Genomic DNA, 17,249 nt, shown 5'->3' on the forward strand with positions numbered 1-17,249 from the left:
GTTGTCACCGGCCAACCCGAGGGGCTCAAGGGCATTCACCGGCAGAGCCCCAGTCAAGCAAACACACAGCAACCGCCGAGTAAGACAACAGCAGTACGCCAACTGCAAGCATTGCCAAACCCGCAAAAATAGCGCCCCAGCCTCTCAGGTAGAAGGAAGGCGCTTGCCCTTCAACACCCACCGGCACGGACCGCCGAAATATCCACAGGAGCCCGGTCGCCACGCAAGCAACACCTAGAACTTTCACAGCCGCCTTCGCGCCGAACATGAAATGCGCGGCAATAAAGGCAACAAAGACGCTTGCTCCGGCGTACCACTCAACTCGATGACGCATCTCTGGATTCATGGCTTACCAGAGTAAATGGTGATCTGCGCCCCCACGTTCGCATTGGCGTTCAAATTCCAAATGGACCCGCTCCCAAGCCAACCGTTGCTGAATCGACCGTTACTTGAGAACGGGGAAATCATTGAGGACGTGCCGTTGTTGTAATTGCGGGCACCACCGACCTCGGCGCTGGCCTGAAGTGGCCCAGCGTTGAAGCTCGCCTTTGCGCTGCAAGCTGCAATGACTCCTCCCTTCGAAGGATCTTCAGGTGCTTCTCCGGGCAATCCACCCTTGGGGTTGTAAGAAAAGCCACCTCCAGCCCCAAATCCGACACGTACCGTCATAAAGCCGTTGCCATTTGCATTTCCGCCGGTAATTTGAAACCCAGGGCCTGCATACGCACCAAAGGTAAACGACCACAGTCCTTCAGGATCAATGCTGCTCACGGGATTTCCCCCAACATATGCATACGTATTGATCCCCCCCGCCAACCCAATCGGATCACTCTGCAAATACCTCCCCAACTGCGCGTCATAGTAGCGATGCCAGTTGTTCCACAGCCCTGTCTCGTTATCGAAATACTGCCCCGGGTAGCCAATGTTCATGCCGCCGATGGAGTCTTGAACGACTTGTCGATCAAAGGCCGTGTTCACGGCCCGCCAAGCCACTTGGGCAGCAGCGTTGGTGATGACTTCGGGGCGGCCCAGATGATCGTTGTGGCTGGCATAGAACTGGCCGTTGCGGACCAGGCCCAAGAGTTCTCCACCGAGCCAGACATAGCTTGTGGTGCTGGGGCCGATCTCGGCCAGCAGTTCGCCGCCAGGGCCGTAGACATAGCGGGTGTAGGTGGACGGTGTAGCTTTGATAACGCGCTGGTTGAACGCATTCTGGACGTACAGGTTCAAGGCCCCGTTGATCGTGGCGCTGTTCATGCGGTTGAAGCTGTCGTAGCCAAAAGTTCGGTTGCCGTCCCAGCGACTTTCTATGGAGACATTGCCCACCGCGTTGTACCCGAAATTGCGCCACTGCCCGCCGCTGACCGACATCAGGCGGTTGCTGTTGCTGGCCATGCCGTGGCTGAGGTAGCCGCCTGCGGCGGTCTGGCTGCTGCGGTTGCCCACACCGTCCCAGGCAAAACTGTGGCTGCCCATCGCACTATTGCTGCTGGCTGCGGTGACGCGATCGTTGGCGTCGTAGCTCAGGGTGTTGGTCTGTCCACCGTAAATGAGGTCGTTGATGCGCCAGACGGTGTCGTTGTTGTTGTAGTCGTAGCTGAGCTTGTGGGCGCCTTGGCTGTCGAGTTGGCTGATGCGAGCGTCAGTGTCCAGCGTGATCAGGCGCGGCAGGCCGTTGCCGAAGCGCCAGGCGTAGCGCCGGTCTGTGGCGGGCTGGTAGAGGAAGTTACTGGCCAGGCTGCTCCAGCTGCCCGTGTGGTTGCTGCTGATGCCGCTCAAGCGGCCGTAGGTGTCGTAGCTGTAGCTGAGTGACAGGCCGGTGGGATAGCTCATGCCGGTGAGGCGGCCTGCAGTGTCGTAGTTCCAGCTCGTAACCAGGGTCTGGCCGGCCGTTACCTGGGTTTGCTTGATCAACTCGCCAGCGGCACTGTATTCGTAGCTGGTGTTGCCGGAGGCGTCGCTGAAGCTGGTAAGGCGGCCTTTGCCGTAAGCGCCGGCATCGTAACCAAAGGACTCGGTGACACCACCCGAACTGCGCGAAGTCATTCGGTTCAGCGCATCCCAAGCATAGCTGGTGACCTGGCCATTGGCCTTGGTCTCGGTGAGCATGCGGCCCCAGTTGTCATAGCTGTAGTTGGTGGTGCCGGTGTCTGGACTGATTTGCGAGAGCTTGTCGCCAAAACCATTGTAGGTATAGCTAGTGCGCAGGCTGCGGGGGTCATCCACATATTCAAGCTGACCGCGGGCGTTGTAGTGCATGCGCGTGGTGTCGCCGTTTGGCGCGATGCTGGTGATCAGGCGGTTCTGTGCGTCGTATTCATAGCGACTGGTGTGACCTGCCGCATCGCTGCGACTGGTGAGGTTGCCGTTAACGTCATAGCCATTTGTAATTCGCTGGCTGGCGTTGCCGTTGACCTTCCATATGCGACCAAGACTGTCACTTTGGCTGCTTGCCAAAAATTCCCCTTGATTGGAGGAGGAAGGCTGGCCTCCAACCACATAGGGAGTAGCTCGATTGGAGGCAACACTACTTGTATTGGAGGGCACATCGATGTCCAAGCGAGCAAACTCCTGGAGTGCATTCCCAATACGATTCAATCGAAGCGAGTCGGTATAGCGCAAACTCTGGACACGGCCATCTGGGTAGCGAATATCCAACACCTGACGGGAGCTGTTATAGCTGTAAGTCACTTGACGATCACCGCCCGGTAGCCTTCGCACCGCGCTCGTCAAGTTGCCCATGGCGTCATAGCTAAAGTCGGTGGTCACGCCATTGACGTCGACCATGCGCCCGGCTTTTCCTAAGCCGTTGTACAAACTCCAGCTAGTACTTTGGCCGAGCGGATTGGTCACAGTCGCAAGGTTACCCAAAGCGTCAAAGGTCTGTGTCCACACTCGACTCCCCTCGTCGCCGGACTCCGTGGAAACAACGCTAGCTAGCCCTGTGTTTGGATGGTAGCTGTAGTCGAAATGAGTACGTCTGAGTTGCCCGCTTACTGCATCAATCTCGGTACGCTCAGTCAAACGGTCAAAGTCGGTGCTACCAGCACGTGGGGTCAACTCAATTCGCGAAACTTCTGTCCCTTGAGCATCCAAGAAACGGGTGCTGGTGAGCTTAGATGCGACCCAACTATTGATTTGCGTAACCGCCAAATTGGTTCCGGCAGCGGTAGTCTGCTCAATCAATCGACCACTCCCGTCGAAGCGATAGTTCGTACGATTCCCTTTCCAATCAATTTCGTACTCAGGATAACCATTACCGTCATAACCTATCTGAGCAGCGGCTGCGCCACAACTGGCCGTAGCCGCCCTAGAAGTGCCAATAAGCTTGGTATTTCCAGCAACACTTGCAAAAGCATACGTGGTCGTTTGCCCTTGTGCATCAAGCACGGTTGTTTGGTTGCTGGCATAGCTGAATCTATCGCGTACTTCTCCGCCTGCCAAGGAGCTTTCCTTGACCCGCCGATCCGAATAGTAGTCATAGCTACTGTAGCGCCTGCCATTGAACGAAACACCTGTCAACAGTTGCGCGTCAACTGAGCTTTCGTAGAAATACTCACGCACATCAGATGCAGCTCCCCCAACACTAGGCGCCCATACCTTCCACAGCATACCGTTGGGTTTATATTCATAGCGCCAAATCCCACTGAATGAATCAACGATTTGAGTGACATGATCGTCTTGCCAAGTCAGACTGACCGACTGCCCAGTGGTAGTGCTGATCTTTAACACTCGATATGGTACAGCGGCATCATAGGTAAAACTCTGAAGCAATGCCCCTCGCTCATCGTATACCCGCTGAATATAGCCAGCATCTGAGTACACATAAGTTCGACCCTTTTCCTGCAAATTCCAATTACCCCGATATCGATGAGTCAAACTCCCTAGCGGTTGCGGACGGTCGTCGCTATAAACAAAGGTCGTTGGGCTTCGCGCCAAGGCTCGATCATCAACCCCGTCTTCAAGTCGAGTATCTGCATCAACCTGCTCATCACCATCCCCTCTGGCAACGGCATCTACTCGGCGCAAAAAAGCTTCATTCTGCGTGCGTGCGCTCAAAGCAATGCACTGTCATTCAGGCGGTAGACACGCTCTACGCCGTCAATATCTACGACCGTTGCAGATACGGGAATACAACCCCAGTCCGGATCTATAGTGCATCCAGTCTTAGTGATGCGTAAAGGCCTAATTTCCAGCCCTGAAAGCCAACGCGGCCCAAACATCCAGCCTGAGCCTTTGACACTGCGGTAGGTTCGCTGCAAGCTAAGCCCATATAGGCCCGATGCGGAAAAATCTTGTTGGCTTAAGTATTTTTCACCACTCGACAGCACGACTGGATTACCGCTACGTGGACAATCATCCGAATTATTGCTTGGCTTTGCCGCCAAAACTCCTGGGCTAGCACCGAAAGCACGCTCACCAATTCCAGTGCCATTGTGTCGGGCATCCAACTCCCGATTCATGAATTCCATAGATATTTCGGCATGCCGTCTCCAGTCAAACGGCTCAACACTCTTGCCTTTGATCTCCTCCCTAGGAAAATGAACTGGTATTTGTGACTCGCTACCTGGCTTCGGAATAAACTCTGGATCGACAGCCAAAACAGCTTCGGGATAGGCCAGAAAAACCGACAGAATGCCGCAAGCCAACCATCCAAAATGGCCGAATTGCTTTGGTACTGGCATACAAAATCTCACGCCTTTAATCAAAGTACTGAAATTCACTGAGCCCCCTAAATAATACTAAATTACCATGATCCGGTCCTAAACGATGAATTTCACTTGGATCAGGCTTGCGCAATTCACCCCAAATCAATTGCCGACTGACATCGATGACCGAAAACATCTGCCCTCACAATAAGGCTTGAATTGCACGCACCGATCCTGTCAACCATGACAGTTGCGCATCCAGAAATCTGAGGTCAAGCAATTCCACTTTGAGCGCCCAGCGCGATCCCGGTTCTAATCCCCCCATGCTCACCCGCCGTACCCTCCTGACCTCCTCCGCCGCCGCCACGCTGGCCGCCTGCGCCGGATCGCCTTTTCAGCTCGGCCCGGCCGTGCCGGCCTTGCGGCCCGCGCCGGAGTTGGCAGACCAGACGCCGCCGGTGCCGCGCGAGTTCCGCGCCGCCTGGGTGGCCACCGTGGCGAATATCGATTGGCCCAGCCGCAAGGGCCTGAGCACGGCCGAGCAGCAGGCCGAGATGCGGGCGCTGCTGGACACCGCCGTGGCGCTCAAGCTGAATGCGGTGATCCTGCAGATACGCAGCAGCGCCGATGCCTTCTACGACTCGAAGCTGGAGCCCTGGAGCGAGTACCTCACGGGCACGCAAGGCCAAGCGCCCCTGCCTTTTTACGACCCGCTGGCGCTGTGGATTGCCGAGGCCCATGCACGTGGTCTGGAGCTGCATGCCTGGTTCAACCCCTTCCGCGCCCGCCAATCCACCGCCCGCTCGGAGCCGCATGTGAACCATCTGAGCCAGAGCCAGCCGCAATGGGTCAAGCGCTATGGCGACCAGCTCTGGATAGACCCGGGCGAGCCGGCCGCGGCCGAGCACACCCTGGCCGTCATCACCGATGTGCTGCAGCGTTATGCGGTGGACGGCATCCATATCGACGACTACTTCTACCCCTACCCCGTCACCGAGCCCAGCAACGCCAAGCAGGAGATCGACTTCCCCGACGAGCCCAGCTGGCAGCGTTATCTACAGGGCGGCGGCACGCTGACCCGGGCCGATTGGCGGCGCCGCAATGTGGACCAGCTGGTGCAGCGCATCCACACCGCGATACGCCAGAGCAGCAAGCCCTGGGTGCGCTTCGGCATCAGCCCCTTCGGCCTGCCCAAGCCCAGCTTGCGGCCGGCCGGCATTGCCGGCTTCAGCCAGTACGACAAGCTCTACGCCGATGTGGAGCTGTGGCTGGAGCAAGGCTGGCTGGACTATCTGGTGCCCCAGCTCTACTGGCCCATGGCCCAGACCCCGCAGGCTTTTGGCGTGCTGCTGAACTACTGGCGCGGCCAGAACCCGCTGCAGCGCCATGTCTGGCCCGGCCTGTTCACCAGCAAGGTGACCGACAAGGCCGACAGCTGGCCGGTGGAGGAGATCAGCGGCCAGATCCAGCTGCAGCGCAGCCTGGCGCCGGCCAGCGGCCATGCCCACTTCAGCATGGTGGCGCTGCGCCAGAACCGCCGCGGCCTGGCCGATCATCTGAAAAAGACGGTGTACACCGAGCCCGCCCTGGTGCCGGCCACGCCCTGGCTGGAGGCCGCCCCCCCGCCCGCCCTGCCGCCGGCCTTGCTGATGTCGGCCACCTCGCCCGGCGCGCCGCCCGACCCGGCCCGCCCCCTGGCCTGGCGCCTGGGCTTCACGCCCGCGCCGGTGCCCGAGCAGGAGGCGCGCCGCTATCTGGTCTGGTGCCGGCATGGCGAGCGCTGGAGCCTGCTGAGCGGGGCCGACATCCTCATCCCGGCCGAGGGCCTGAACGCTGTGGTCGTCTCGGCCCTCAGCCTCTGCGGGGTGGAAGGGCCGCGCAGCGCCTACCGGGTGGGCTGATGGCTCGGCCTCAGACCAGCCACTGCAGCCAGCGCCCATGCGGGTGCGACCAGGCCAGGGCTTGCTGGCGCAGCTGCCCAGCCTCACACCACTGCAGGGTCCACAAGGTGGCGGCATCGGCGCGCAGCCCTGCTGCCAGCGGCGGCAAGGGCAGGCCCGGCGGGGCTTGGGCGGGCGACTCCGCGCTGAGCCAGACCAGGCCATAAGGCCGCATCAACTCGGCCACGCGGGCGCGATGCTGAGCCAGGGCCGCGGGCTCGAAGTAGTACAGCACCCAGCTATTGAACAAGACCGGCTGGCTGGCCGCCCAGGCCGGGTCCTGCGCCAGCCGTTCGGCCAGCAGGCCCAGGGCATCATCGCTTTGCCGCAGCTCGGGCGCCTGGCCGCGGGCCAGGTCCACGGCCTGCTGCAGGCGCTGCGCTCGCTCGCGGTCATACGGCCACAAGCAGGCCCGCAACCAGCGCAGGGCGGCGGGGTCGCGCAGATCCACCGGCGCCAGATCCAGGCCCAGGCGCTGCTCCAAACGCCAGACATGCGCGGACGGCGGGAGCGCATCGCCCAACCAATCGCATTCGATCTCGGGCACGCCGGGGCCGGCGGCTGCACCCAGGCTGAAATGGGGGTAGCGGTAGCGATAGCGCTCGACGCCCAGATTCAGGCCGGCGCTGCAGCCGAAGTCGATCAGGTTCAGCGCCGTGCAGCCGCGCAGTTTGGCAATGTGCTGCAGGGCCGGCCAGAGCACGGCGCAGCGGCCGATCTCATTCGTCTGGGTCCGGCTGTGGCGCAGATGGGCTTCGAGGGCCGAGCGCTGGGCGCGAGCAAAGTCCAGCAGCAGGCCGGCAAGTTGCGCGTCCGGCATGCGCGCCCCGCCGACGCTGGGAAAGTAGGCCGCCAAGCCATGCGGCACCCCGGTCAAGATGCGCTCGTGGATGGCGGCCAGCAGCAGATTGACCTTGGCCTGCTCCGGCGGTGCCTGGCTCATCAAAGCCAGCAGCTCGGGCGCGGCGGCAATGGCCTGGCATATCGCCACGTAGAGCGGGTCCTGCGGGCAGTCCACTTGCGCGAAGTGGCGGAAGCGCTGGGCCCAGACTTGGCTTTGATCTTGATCATCCATGCACCTCAGCTTAGTGGGCCCGCCTGGTTTGAAATGTAAAGTAGCCGACAAATGCCTGCCGATTTCACAAGCGCCGCTACCGAGGAGAACTGGCAGCCCCTGCGCCAGGTGCTGGCCCACAACTTCCCCGATCTGGCCCTGCCCGAGGCCTTGCTGCGCCAGGCCGGCCGCCTGATCCCCAGCCGCCGGCTGAACCGCGGCCGCAGCCTGTTCGGCCAGGGCCAGGCCACGCGGGCCTTCTACGCGGTGCTGGAGGGCGAAGTCGAGGCCCGCTTCACCGGCCTGGACGGCACGGTCTCGGTGCTGGAGCTGCTGCAGCCCTTGCAGCTGTTTGGCCTGGCCGCCTTTGTCACCGAGCGGGCTCAGCTTTATGAGGCCCTGGCCCGCCAGCCCAGCCGGGTGCTGCTGATAGGCCCCGAGGCCTATGCCTTGCTGATGGACGAGTGGCCCGGCTTTGCCCGCGCCTTGATGCGCCACTTCGCCCAGCGCTTTGAGGGCAATCTCAGGCTGCTGGAGGCGGCCCGGCACCACTCGGCGGCCGAGCGCTTTCGGCTGGCTTTGCAGCAGCTCGCGGCTCAGCGTGCGCTGCCGGCCAAGGCCGCGGGCGAGTGGCTGGGCTTGCGCGCCACCCAGGCCGAGCTGGCGGCGCTGGCGAATCTGTCCCGCCAGACCGTCAACCAGCTGCTGGCCCAGGCGGAGGCGCAGGGCCAGCTGCGGCGCAGCTATGGGCGTTTGTGGCTCAAGCCGGTGTGATGCGCGGCGGCGTCGAACGGCCCCAGCACCTGGGGCGTTTGCCCCGGCCGGTAGACATAACTGCCCAAGAGCTGGGTCCACAATTAACAGCGCCAAGCCATCAAAAGAGCGTGGTAATTTGCCACGCATGGCATCAAATTCCATCCGTATTGAGGCAAGTCTGTTCGAGGCTGCGCGGGCCGAAGGCTCGGTCCAGTCTCGTTCCACGGCCCAGCAGATTGAACACTGGGCCAAGCTCGGCGCTGCGCTGGAAAGCTGTGGGCTGACGGTGGCTCAAGTTGCTTCGCTCCTGAGGGACTCGCGCCAGGGTGCCGGTGACGCGGATCTGTGGGCCTTCAAGAGGCACAGGCAACAAGCCGATATGGCTGCAGCCGCAGAGGGCAAGATCAGCTCAGCTGGTTCGCAGGCGGCAAGGCCCGCCATCTCAAGCTGATCGGCTCACCGTACTGAAACGTGGCGACCCAGCCCATGCTCGCTGCGGAGGACGCGCCACTGGATCCAGCGTCGGTGGACCTGCTGCTCTCCCATCTGGGAACGGACATGGTCTTGGTGGGCGGCCAGGCACTCGGCTTCTGGATGAGCCGTTTCGACAGCCAGGTGGGCCGCAGGCTGTTGAAGACCCATCAAATCGAGCTTCTCGACGCGACCGACACGGATGCCGCTCAGACAACTGGCGCCGCAACTCCAGCAGCAGCTTGAGGCGGTGGAACTGGCGCGTGACGAACGCCGAGACAAGAAGTCCTCACAAGCTGGCGTGCGCTGAAGACGCAAGTCAGCGCGCCCCTGGTCTCCCCGCCGGCAAGCTGGGATTCGATCAAGCCTTCAGCGCGGCCTCGATATCAGCGCGCATCTTCTCCGGCGCATCGTTGGGTGCGTAACGCTTGATCACCTGGCCGTCGCGGCCGACCAGGAATTTGGTGAAATTCCATTTGATGAACTCGCTGCCCAGCAGGCCGGGCTTTTGCGCCTTCAGCCATTGCCACAGCGGGTGGGCGTCGGCGCCGTTGACCTTGACCTTGGCCATCATCGGAAAGCTGACGCCGAAGTTCAGCTCACAAAAGGACGCGATCTCCTCATTGCTGCCCGGGTCCTGGCCGCCGAATTCGTTGCTGGGGAAGCCGACGATCACCAGGCCCTGCTCGCGCAGCTCCTGCCACAGGGTCTCCAGACCTTTGAGCTGGGGCGTGAAGCCGCAGGCGCTGGCCGTGTTGACGATCAGCAAGACCTTGCCCCGCTGGCTGGCCAGATCGGCCGGCTTGCCCGCTATCGATACCGCCTGGAAGTCGTATGCGCTCTGAGCCATGCCATCTCTCCTTGTTCAACAGGCGGCTATGGTAGCCGGGGCGGCCGGCTCATTTGAGCTGCTTGCGCTCCAGCGCCGCCAGCAGGGCGGCGGCCAGGATGCAGGCGCCGCCCAGGCCGGTCTGCAGATCCAGCCCGCCGCCGCCCAGCCACAGGGCCGACAGCGCAGCCACCGGCACCTCGGTCAGCATGATGATGGCCGTCACATTGGCCGGCAGGCGGCTGGCCCCGTATTGCAGGGACAGATTGGAGAAGAAGAACAACACGGCCATGCCGGCCAGCGGCAGCAACCAGGCGGCGCTGGGCAGGGCCGGCCAGGCGATCAGGCCGCCGCCGGCCATCAGCGTGGCCGCCACCCCGGCGATGCCCACACCGCCGCCAAACATGGCCAGGGCGCGCGCCTCGCCGCTGCTGCCGGCCTGGCGGCGCAGCATCACATTGTTGCAAGCGAAGGTGAAGCCGCCGAACACGCCCAGCCAGTCCGCCAGGCTGGCCGGCAGCGGCCAGCCGCCGCCCTCAGGGGCCAGCACCACGGCCGCGCCGCCCAGGGCCAGGGCCATGCGCAGCAAGGCCAGGCGGCTCAGGCGCTCGCCCAGGATCAGGCGGGCCAGCAGCACGGCCCACAGCGGCATCAGATAGAACAGCAGCACGACGCGCACGACGTCACCCGTGGCCACACCCCAGTTGAAGGCGGTATTGGTCAGGCCGGCCGCGGCCATCACCAGCCACAGGGCCGGCGTGGCCAGGAACTCGCGCCAGGCCTGGCGTTTGCCGATGCTGATCACCAGCAAGGACAGGACGTACAAGGCCACCGTCGTCCACAGCGGATGCATGCCCGCCGCCTGAAACTGCCGAAACGGCCACCACGAGAGCCCCCAGACCAGGGCGTTGAACATCAGGGCAAGAACAGCCATCAAAAAATTTCGCAGGGACGACATTTATGGGCTTGAAAAAGCCCGACGGGGGAGCTACAAGACAGCGCGGCCCAGGGCGGCGTTATGCGAGAGCGGGAGGCGGAGCGACCGGAGGTTGGTCGGCCGCAACAAAGCCGGGTTAGGCGCCCAAAAAGCGCCAAAAAAACACCCGAAACGCTGGCAGACGCAAGCCTGCCGGCCAACAATGCCCGAGGTTTATAGCACGCGGCTTTGGCCTGGCACTAGCGCCCAGGCGGGCCGCTGAGCTAACGTCGAATCTGCTGTCATCTGTTCTTGCAACGCTCTGCACATACAAGGGAGAGCCTCACTTGGATCATCTGGCTTGCTTTACACCGGGAGACCTGCAATCCCACCCCGCCCCCGACCTGGCACGCTTTCGCTGGCGCTTGCTGGCCCAGGGCGATTCCTGGTTCTCCACCGCCGACGACAAGATCAAGGCCCATGCCAATCTGCTGCAGGAAATGGTCTACAAAGACCCCAGCTGCGCCGTCAACTGCGCCGGCAAGGGCGGCGCTCTGAGCCATTTGGTCGATCTGGAGTCGGCCCCCGACTTCGTGCGCCTGCTCAGCAGCCCGGACGCGCCGGCCTGGGACGGCGTGCTGCTGTCCATGGGCGGCAATGACCTGATCTCGGCCGCCCAGACCCCCGCCCACCAGGCCGACGGCCAGCGCGTGCCCCTGCATCTGCGCCTGCTGCGCCACCAGACCGAATGGGGCGCCCCCTCGACCGGCGTGGCGCGCTATTTCTCCGAGCCCGGCTGGGCCACGTACAGCGAGTATCTGCGCACCAATGTGCGGCACCTGCTAACTCTGCGCGACCAGGGCGCCTCGGTGGGCAAGCCGGTCTTTATGCACTGCTATGCCGTGCCCATGCCGCGGCCGGCCGGCAGCGACGATGTGGGTCTGGGCGCTGATCAATTCAGCGGCCCCTGGCTCTACCCGGCGCTGAAGGCCTATGCCTTGCCGGCGGCGGACTGGGCGGCGGTCAGCCGGCTGATGGTCTTCCATCTGGCCCTGCTGCTCAAAAGCATGGCGGCCGACAAGGAGCAGTTCCCCGGCCTGCATGTGTTCGACTCCACCACCGTGCCCCTGGCCCCGGCCACGCCCGGCAGCAGCGGCAGCAGCGGCGACTGGCATAACGAGATCCACCTCAACCACAGCGGCTGTTTCAAGATCGCCCGCGCCTGGTCCGAGCATGTGGAGGCGGTGCTGAACGGGGTCAAGACGGTGGAGCCGAGCAGCAAGCGGCGCAGCTGAGGCCGGCGGCTCACAGAGGTTGCAGATCAGCCCCGCGCAGGCCCACCAGCAAGGCCCGGCCATCGGCATCCACTCGGAACTCGCCGAAGCGGGCCTGGGCATAGCGCTCGGCCTCGCCTTCCTTGAAATAAAAGGCGTCGGTGACCAGAATCCAGCGGCCGTTTTTCAGCACCAGTTGCAGGCGCAGCTCGTCGGCGGCCAGGGCGCCACCTGCATCGGGCCGCTGGGCCACGGCCACGCCGCGCTCGTCCAGACGCAGGATCAGCCGCGGCTGCTCGCTCGATAGATCGACCATGGCCTCGCTGCGGCCGGCAAGATCGGCTCGGCCCACTTGCAGATTCAGGGCCATAAAGTCGCCCTGCATCAGCGAGCGCGGGTCCACCGGCGCCAGCGGCACGAGGATGGGCCGGCCCTGGGCGATCAGGCGCTCCTTCTGCCAGATGCCGCCGTTGGCCACGGCCAGGGTCAGCAGCACGCCCACACCGACGCCCAGCCAGGCGCGCCTGGCCGAGGGCGACGCGGCCAAGGCCAAGGCCAAGCCCGGCCCGGCGGGGCTGGCGGCGGCCTCGGCCCGCTGCGCCCACCAGGCCACCACCGCCAGCAAGGCGCCCACGGCCACCAGCACCAGGGCCTTGTCGGCCAGGGGCCAGCTCAGCTGGTAGTAAAAAGCGCTGATCATCCAGACGCAGGCCAGGCCGGCCGCCGCGGCCAGCCGCCAGCGCCCGCTGGCAGCGCAGACGGCCAGCGCCAGCTGCGCCGCACCCAGCCAGGGATTGAAATAGGCCAAGGCAGCCAGGCCCAGGGCGGCCAGCATCCACCAGGCCCGGCGCAGCTGCGGCCAGGCCCGCAGCAGCCAGGCCGCGCTGAGCAGGCTCAGCAGGCTGGAGAGCAGGGGCCAGAACTGCAGGAAACCGCCGCCCGCGGGTCGGCCGTAGAACAGGCTGTGGATTTCAGCCAGCTCCCCCACACCCCGATTGCCCGCCAGCAAAAACGCCGTGCCCGAGCCGAGAGCCAGGCCTGCCAGGCAAAGCAGCAGCCAACCGAGGGCCAGGCTCTCCAGCGCCGCCGCATGGCCGGCCAGGGGGCCGCCGCGCAAGAGCCGCTGCTGCACCAGCAGCATCAGTAACCAGGCCAGCACACCCAGATGCAAGCTGGCGATCAAGGCCAGGCCGCCGCCATGGCCCAGGCCATCCAAGGGCTCATGCCCCGGCTGCACCATCAACAAAAACAACAAGGCCGCCCCCGCGCCCAGCAAGACACGCAACCAGACCTGGGGCAGCAGGCGCAGCAGGAACAAGGCCAGTGCCAGCAGCAGGCCCATCCACAGCTTGTAAGAGAGCTTGAGCCCCTCGGCAAAACCAAAGGCCAGCAGGCAAAAACCCGCCAGCAGGCCGGCCAGGGCCAGTTGCTGGACGAAGAGAGCGCCGCTGCTATCGGCAGCGGCGCCGGTTTTGGCAGCATCCTCCCGCAGCAGCAGGGTGGCCCCGCCCAGGAGCAGCGCCCCCAGCAGCACGGCGCCCGCGCCCCGCAGCAGCTCGTGCAAGAGCAGGCCCAGCAAGACCAGCAGGCACAAGGCCACCATCCAGGCGCCCAGGCCCGTCATCAAGACCACCGGCCAAGGCCGGCTGGCGACGGGCTGGGGCGGCTGGGCGTCGGCGGGCAGCAAGCCCTCGGCGCTGGCGGCGACCCAGAGCTGCTGAATTTGGGGGTTATTCGAAGTGATCATTGCGCCACCCCCTGAACCAGCGGGGCCTCGTGCCGCCGCGACAAACCCAGCAGCCATTTGACCGACAGGGCCAGCAGGCCGGCGGCCACCAGGGTCAGGATGAAGAACTCGCCAACCGGGTCGCCATGCCTATCCTGCAGCAGCAGGCGGCCCAGGCCGCAGACCAGCAGCACATTGAGCGCCAGCGTTAGCAGGCTGAGGCCGTAAACCTCGAACCCGTGCGGCCGGCTCAGCAGCCAGGCGCCCAGGCCCAGCAAGCCCAGGGCCAGCAGATAGATGGGGCTGAGCTGCTGCGAGAACAAGCTCAGCAAGCCGGTGAAACCGAGGTTGAAAACGGCCAGGCTCAGGGCCAGGCGCCAGGACCAAACGCCCGCCCCGGTCCAGGGCCGCAGCGGCGCGGCCAGGGCCAGCAAGAGGGCGAAGGAAAAGCCCCAGCTCAGCAGATAAACCTGCCAGGCGCCGGGCGCAAAATGCCAGGCATGGCCCAGGCGGTTGGCGGCCCAGAGCGAGACGGCCGTCATCGCCACCAGGGCCCAGGGCGTCCACAGCACATCGCTGCGCAGGCCCAGGGCCAGGGGCAGGGCCAGCAAGGCCCAGAGGGCGAAGAGCTGCCAGGGGTCGGCGCCGGTCTGGTAGGTCTGGCCGAAATAGGCGAACAAGCCGCCCTGCAGCAGCAAGACCATCAGGCCCAGGGCGGGCGCCAGCGCTGCCCGCCGCCTGCCCAGGCTGCAAGCAGCGATACCCAGTAACAGCAGCAAGGCCTCCAGCAGGCCGAAGCGGCCAAAGCGGCCCAGGCTTCCCCAGTTGGCGGCCAGCCAGAGGATGAGGCCAAAGCCCCCCAGGCCCGCGGCCAGCACCGCCAGGCCTTGGCGCATGCGGCGCGCCAGCGCGGGCGGCTCGGCGCCCAGGCCGGCCAGCTCTTCCAGCCGTGCCTGCTGCGCCGCGTTCAGGCCATGCAGGCCCACCCATTGATACAAAGCCAAGCGCAAATCCATGCCTCTCCTCGCTGCCGCTGTTCTCCGGAGGGCATGGTAAGCGCTGCCTGCTCAACTCGGTTTCAGTGAACCTCGTCGCTGCGCGCCAGCGTCAGAAGGCGCTCGACCTCATCGCGGTGATTGACGCAGTTGCTCTGATGCCAGCGGCGCACGATCCACATGGTCACCGCCACCAGGCCGCCAAAGATGGCGATGGCGCTGAAGGCCGACAGGCCCAGCCGGGTCATGCCGGTGTAGAGCGCGCCCAGGGCCAGGATGCAGGCCTGCTCGTTGAAGTTCTGCACCGCGATGGAACGGCCGGCCCCCATCAGATTGTGGCCACGATGCTGCAGCAGCGCATTCATGGGCACGACCAGGAAGCCACCGATCACGCCCAGCAAGATCAGGAAGGGGACGGCCGCCCACAGATTGGTGATCATGTTCAGGCCGATGATGAGCCCGCCCATCAAGATGCCCAGCGGGATCACCCGGGTGGCGCGATCCAGCCGCATATAGACCGAGGCCGCCACCGCGCCGACCGCCGTGCCCACGGCCACGACACCGGCCAGATTCGAAGCCTGGGTGGTGTTGTAGCTCAAGGCCGCCGCGGCCCAGGCGAACACGATGATGCGGAAATTGCCCGAAGCACCCCAGAACAAGGTGGTGGTGGCCAGCGAGATCTGGCCCAGCTTGTCCTGCCACAGGCGCGAGTTGCAGGCGGCGAAGTCGCGCACCAGGGCCAGCGGGCTGTGAGCCAGGGGCTGCAAGGCCGTCTGGGTGCGGGGGATGTAGAGATTGAAGCCGGCGGCGATCAGGTATAGCAAGACCATGCTGGCGATGGCCGCCTCGGGCGGGGTGTCGACGCCGGTGTCGATAAAAGGCATGTCGAAAGACAGCAGGGCCGGCGCCAGATGCGGGCCCACCAACTGCCCGCCCAGCAAGATGCCCAGGATGATGGAGGCAATCGTCAGGCCCTCGATCCAGCCATTGGCCTTGACCAGTTGCGAGGGCGGCAGCAGCTCGGTCAGGATACCGTATTTGGCCGGCGAGTACGCCGCCGCACCGAGGCCGACGATGGCATAGGCCAGCAGCGGATGGGCGCCGAACAACATCATCAGGCAGCCGATGATCTTGATCAGATTGGCATAGAACATGACCTTGCCCTTGGGCACCGCATCGGCAAACGCGCCGACAAAAGGGGCCAGGAGCACATAAAACAGCGCGAACATCGGGCCCAAGGCCGGGATCTGCCAGGCCGGGGAACCATTGGTCTTGAGCAGTTCAATCGCCCCGACCAATAAAGCCTGATCAGCCAGCGAGCTGAAAAACTGCGCTGACATGATGGTGGAAAAGCCTTTTTTCATGTGCCCAATCAAAACTGCGGGGAAGGAGGCATGCGGGCGCTGCGGGGGGCGTGCGGGCACCTGCATCCTGAGGAATGCTGCGGGTTTATAGCACGCAGGCCCCGGCGGCCCAGGCCACGCGGGCCGCGGCAAGGGCAGGCGATGCCACAATTCGAACCATGCCGCGTCCTATTGAAGCCCTCATCCACGTCCCCGCCATCGCCCACAATCTGGCCCGCGCCCGCCACTTGGCGCCCGACTCCAAGGTCTGGGCCGTGGTCAAGGCCAATGCCTACGGCCATGGCATCGCCAATACCTTTGAAGCCGTGCGCAGCGCCGACGGCATCGCCCTGCTGGACTTTGCCGAGGCCAAGCTGCTGCGCGAGCTGGGCTGGCGCGGCCCCATCCTGCTGCTGGAAGGCTGCTTCGAGCCGCGTGACCTGGAGCTGTGCTCCCGCCTCAAGCTCTGGCACACCGTGCATTGCGAGCAGCAGATCGACTGGCTGGCCATGCACAAGACGCACGAGCCGCACCGCGTCTTCCTCAAGCTCAATAGCGGCATGAACCGCCTGGGCTTTGGCCCCCAGGCCTTCCGCGCCGCCTGGACCCGGCTGAACGCCCTGCCTCAGGTGGACGAGATTTCGCTGATGACGCATTTCTCCGATGCCGATGCCCAGCGCCTGGGCCAGTGCGGCATCGCCGAGCAGCTGAGCGTGTTCGAGAAAGTGGCGGCCGATCTGCCGGGCGAGCGCTCGCTCAGCAATAGCGCCGCCACGCTGCGCCACAACAGCCGGGTGCGCAGCGACTGGGTGCGCGCCGGCATCATGACTTATGGCGGCGTGCCCGACTTCCCCGAGCACGACCAGGCCTTCTGGGATCTGCGCCCGGCCATGACGCTGCGCTCCAAAATCATCGCCGTCCAGCATCTGCAGCCCGGTGACACCGTCGGTTATGGCAGCAGCTTCACGGCCGAGCGGCCCATGCGCATCGGCGTGGTGGCCTGCGGCTATGCCGACGGCTACCCCCGCCACTGCCCCAGCGGCACGCCGGTGCTGGTGGACGGCAAACGCAGCGGCACCGTGGGCCGGGTCTCCATGGACATGCTGGCCGTGGACCTGAGCGGGCTGCCGCAAACCGGCTTTGGCAGCGAGGTCACGCTGTGGGGCCAGGGCCCCAAGGGCGCGCTGCTGTCCATCGACGAGGTCGCGCTGGCCGGCAAGACGATTGGCTACGAGCTGATGTGCGCGCTGGCGCCGCGTGTGCCGGTGACGGTGCAGCACGCCGATTGATACGGGC

At 64.3% G+C, this 17,249-nt stretch carries 15 protein-coding genes; 6 read left to right on the forward strand and 9 right to left on the reverse strand.

Annotation, left to right across the window (positions count from 1 at the left end; genetic code table 11):
- Window positions 1–25 precede the first annotated feature (25 nt).
- From HNP55_RS09305 to HNP55_RS24785, 3 genes are read right to left on the reverse strand one after another with little or no spacing between them, the layout of a single operon-like run.
- On the reverse strand, window positions 26–346 hold the full coding sequence (locus tag HNP55_RS09305; RefSeq protein ID WP_184298505.1) for a hypothetical protein: 321 nt from the start codon (window positions 344–346) through the stop codon (window positions 26–28).
- Window positions 343–4,059: an RHS repeat protein gene (locus tag HNP55_RS09310; protein WP_184298507.1), complete on the reverse strand. Its 3,717-nt coding sequence runs from the start codon at window positions 4,057–4,059 to the stop codon at window positions 343–345. The genes HNP55_RS09305 and HNP55_RS09310 overlap by 4 nt, the downstream gene beginning before the upstream one ends.
- Window positions 4,056–4,724, reverse strand: a complete 669-nt coding sequence (locus tag HNP55_RS24785) for a DUF6531 domain-containing protein (protein WP_184298509.1) — start codon at window positions 4,722–4,724, stop codon at window positions 4,056–4,058. The genes HNP55_RS09310 and HNP55_RS24785 overlap by 4 nt, the downstream gene beginning before the upstream one ends.
- Window positions 4,725–4,972: 248 nt before the next feature.
- Between HNP55_RS24785 and HNP55_RS09320 the strand changes: the two genes are divergently transcribed.
- The gene (locus HNP55_RS09320) at window positions 4,973–6,550 is read left to right on the forward strand and encodes a glycoside hydrolase family 10 protein (RefSeq protein ID WP_184298511.1); all 1,578 of its coding nucleotides are present in this window, start codon (window positions 4,973–4,975) and stop codon (window positions 6,548–6,550) included.
- Window positions 6,551–6,560: 10 nt separating this feature from the next.
- Here HNP55_RS09320 and HNP55_RS09325 read toward each other — a convergent pair whose 3' ends face one another.
- Window positions 6,561–7,664 carry a DUF2332 domain-containing protein gene (locus HNP55_RS09325; protein ID WP_184298513.1) on the reverse strand — a complete coding sequence of 368 codons (1,104 nt, stop codon included), beginning with the start codon at window positions 7,662–7,664 and terminating at the stop codon, window positions 6,561–6,563.
- A gap of 51 nt (window positions 7,665–7,715) precedes the next feature.
- Here HNP55_RS09325 and HNP55_RS09330 point away from each other — a divergent pair, with 51 nt between their 5' ends.
- The 3 genes from HNP55_RS09330 (at window position 7,716) to HNP55_RS09340 (ending at window position 9,116) form a co-directional block, all read left to right on the forward strand.
- Window positions 7,716–8,417, forward strand: a complete 702-nt coding sequence (locus HNP55_RS09330; protein WP_184298515.1) for a Crp/Fnr family transcriptional regulator — start codon at window positions 7,716–7,718, stop codon at window positions 8,415–8,417.
- 127 nt (window positions 8,418–8,544) lie between these two features.
- The gene (locus HNP55_RS09335; RefSeq protein ID WP_184298517.1) at window positions 8,545–8,850 is read left to right on the forward strand and encodes a TA system antitoxin ParD family protein; all 306 of its coding nucleotides are present in this window, start codon (window positions 8,545–8,547) and stop codon (window positions 8,848–8,850) included.
- A gap of 74 nt (window positions 8,851–8,924) precedes the next feature.
- Window positions 8,925–9,116, forward strand: coding sequence for a hypothetical protein (locus HNP55_RS09340; RefSeq protein WP_184298519.1), 192 nt, complete (start codon window positions 8,925–8,927; stop codon window positions 9,114–9,116).
- Window positions 9,117–9,231: 115 nt separating this feature from the next.
- Here the strand turns inward: HNP55_RS09340 and HNP55_RS09345 are convergent, their stop codons facing one another.
- Together HNP55_RS09345 and HNP55_RS09350 are read right to left on the reverse strand one after the other, a co-directional pair.
- Window positions 9,232–9,720: a glutathione peroxidase gene (locus HNP55_RS09345; protein ID WP_184298521.1), complete on the reverse strand. Its 489-nt coding sequence runs from the start codon at window positions 9,718–9,720 to the stop codon at window positions 9,232–9,234.
- A 49-nt stretch (window positions 9,721–9,769) separates the two neighbouring features.
- Window positions 9,770–10,633 (reverse strand): DMT family transporter, encoded by an 864-nt coding sequence (locus tag HNP55_RS09350; protein WP_184298524.1) that lies wholly within the window; start codon window positions 10,631–10,633, stop codon window positions 9,770–9,772.
- Between the two features lie 329 nt (window positions 10,634–10,962).
- Between HNP55_RS09350 and HNP55_RS09355 the strand changes: the two genes are divergently transcribed.
- Entirely contained in the window at window positions 10,963–11,910 is a 948-nt protein-coding gene (locus HNP55_RS09355; protein WP_184298526.1) for a hypothetical protein, read from the forward strand.
- A 10-nt stretch (window positions 11,911–11,920) separates the two neighbouring features.
- Here the strand turns inward: HNP55_RS09355 and HNP55_RS09360 are convergent, their stop codons facing one another.
- From HNP55_RS09360 to lplT, 3 genes are all read right to left on the reverse strand, one after another.
- Window positions 11,921–13,636, reverse strand: coding sequence for a GDYXXLXY domain-containing protein (locus HNP55_RS09360; protein WP_184298528.1), 1,716 nt, complete (start codon window positions 13,634–13,636; stop codon window positions 11,921–11,923).
- Entirely contained in the window at window positions 13,633–14,631 is a 999-nt protein-coding gene (locus HNP55_RS09365; RefSeq protein WP_184298530.1) for a DUF2157 domain-containing protein, read from the reverse strand. The genes HNP55_RS09360 and HNP55_RS09365 overlap by 4 nt, the downstream gene beginning before the upstream one ends.
- 62 nt (window positions 14,632–14,693) lie before the next feature.
- Window positions 14,694–15,974 (reverse strand): lysophospholipid transporter LplT, encoded by a 1,281-nt coding sequence (gene lplT, locus HNP55_RS09370; RefSeq protein WP_184298532.1) that lies wholly within the window; start codon window positions 15,972–15,974, stop codon window positions 14,694–14,696.
- 158 nt (window positions 15,975–16,132) lie between these two features.
- Here lplT and alr point away from each other — a divergent pair, with 158 nt between their 5' ends.
- Window positions 16,133–17,242: an alanine racemase gene (gene alr, locus HNP55_RS09375; protein WP_184298534.1), complete on the forward strand. Its 1,110-nt coding sequence runs from the start codon at window positions 16,133–16,135 to the stop codon at window positions 17,240–17,242.
- The last annotated feature ends 7 nt before the right edge of the window (window positions 17,243–17,249 follow it).

The sequence above is a fragment of the Roseateles oligotrophus genome (genome assembly GCF_014204525.1).
GTDB lineage: Bacteria > Pseudomonadota > Gammaproteobacteria > Burkholderiales > Burkholderiaceae_C > Paucibacter_A > Paucibacter_A oligotrophus_A.

Coding starts and splice junctions, on each gene's coding strand:
- HNP55_RS09305 (WP_184298505.1), bottom strand. CDS start 346: ATGAATCCAGAGATGCGTCATCGAGTTGAGTGGTACGCCGGAGCAAGC.
- HNP55_RS09320 (WP_184298511.1), top strand. CDS start 4,973: ATGCTCACCCGCCGTACCCTCCTGACCTCCTCCGCCGCCGCCACGCTG.
- HNP55_RS09325 (WP_184298513.1), bottom strand. CDS start 7,664: ATGGATGATCAAGATCAAAGCCAAGTCTGGGCCCAGCGCTTCCGCCAC.
- HNP55_RS09330 (WP_184298515.1), top strand. CDS start 7,716: ATGCCTGCCGATTTCACAAGCGCCGCTACCGAGGAGAACTGGCAGCCC.
- HNP55_RS09335 (WP_184298517.1), top strand. CDS start 8,545: ATGGCATCAAATTCCATCCGTATTGAGGCAAGTCTGTTCGAGGCTGCG.
- HNP55_RS09345 (WP_184298521.1), bottom strand. CDS start 9,720: ATGGCTCAGAGCGCATACGACTTCCAGGCGGTATCGATAGCGGGCAAG.
- HNP55_RS09350 (WP_184298524.1), bottom strand. CDS start 10,633: ATGGCTGTTCTTGCCCTGATGTTCAACGCCCTGGTCTGGGGGCTCTCG.
- HNP55_RS09360 (WP_184298528.1), bottom strand. CDS start 13,636: ATGATCACTTCGAATAACCCCCAAATTCAGCAGCTCTGGGTCGCCGCC.
- HNP55_RS09365 (WP_184298530.1), bottom strand. CDS start 14,631: ATGGATTTGCGCTTGGCTTTGTATCAATGGGTGGGCCTGCATGGCCTG.
- lplT (WP_184298532.1), bottom strand. CDS start 15,974: ATGAAAAAAGGCTTTTCCACCATCATGTCAGCGCAGTTTTTCAGCTCG.
- alr (WP_184298534.1), top strand. CDS start 16,133: ATGCCGCGTCCTATTGAAGCCCTCATCCACGTCCCCGCCATCGCCCAC.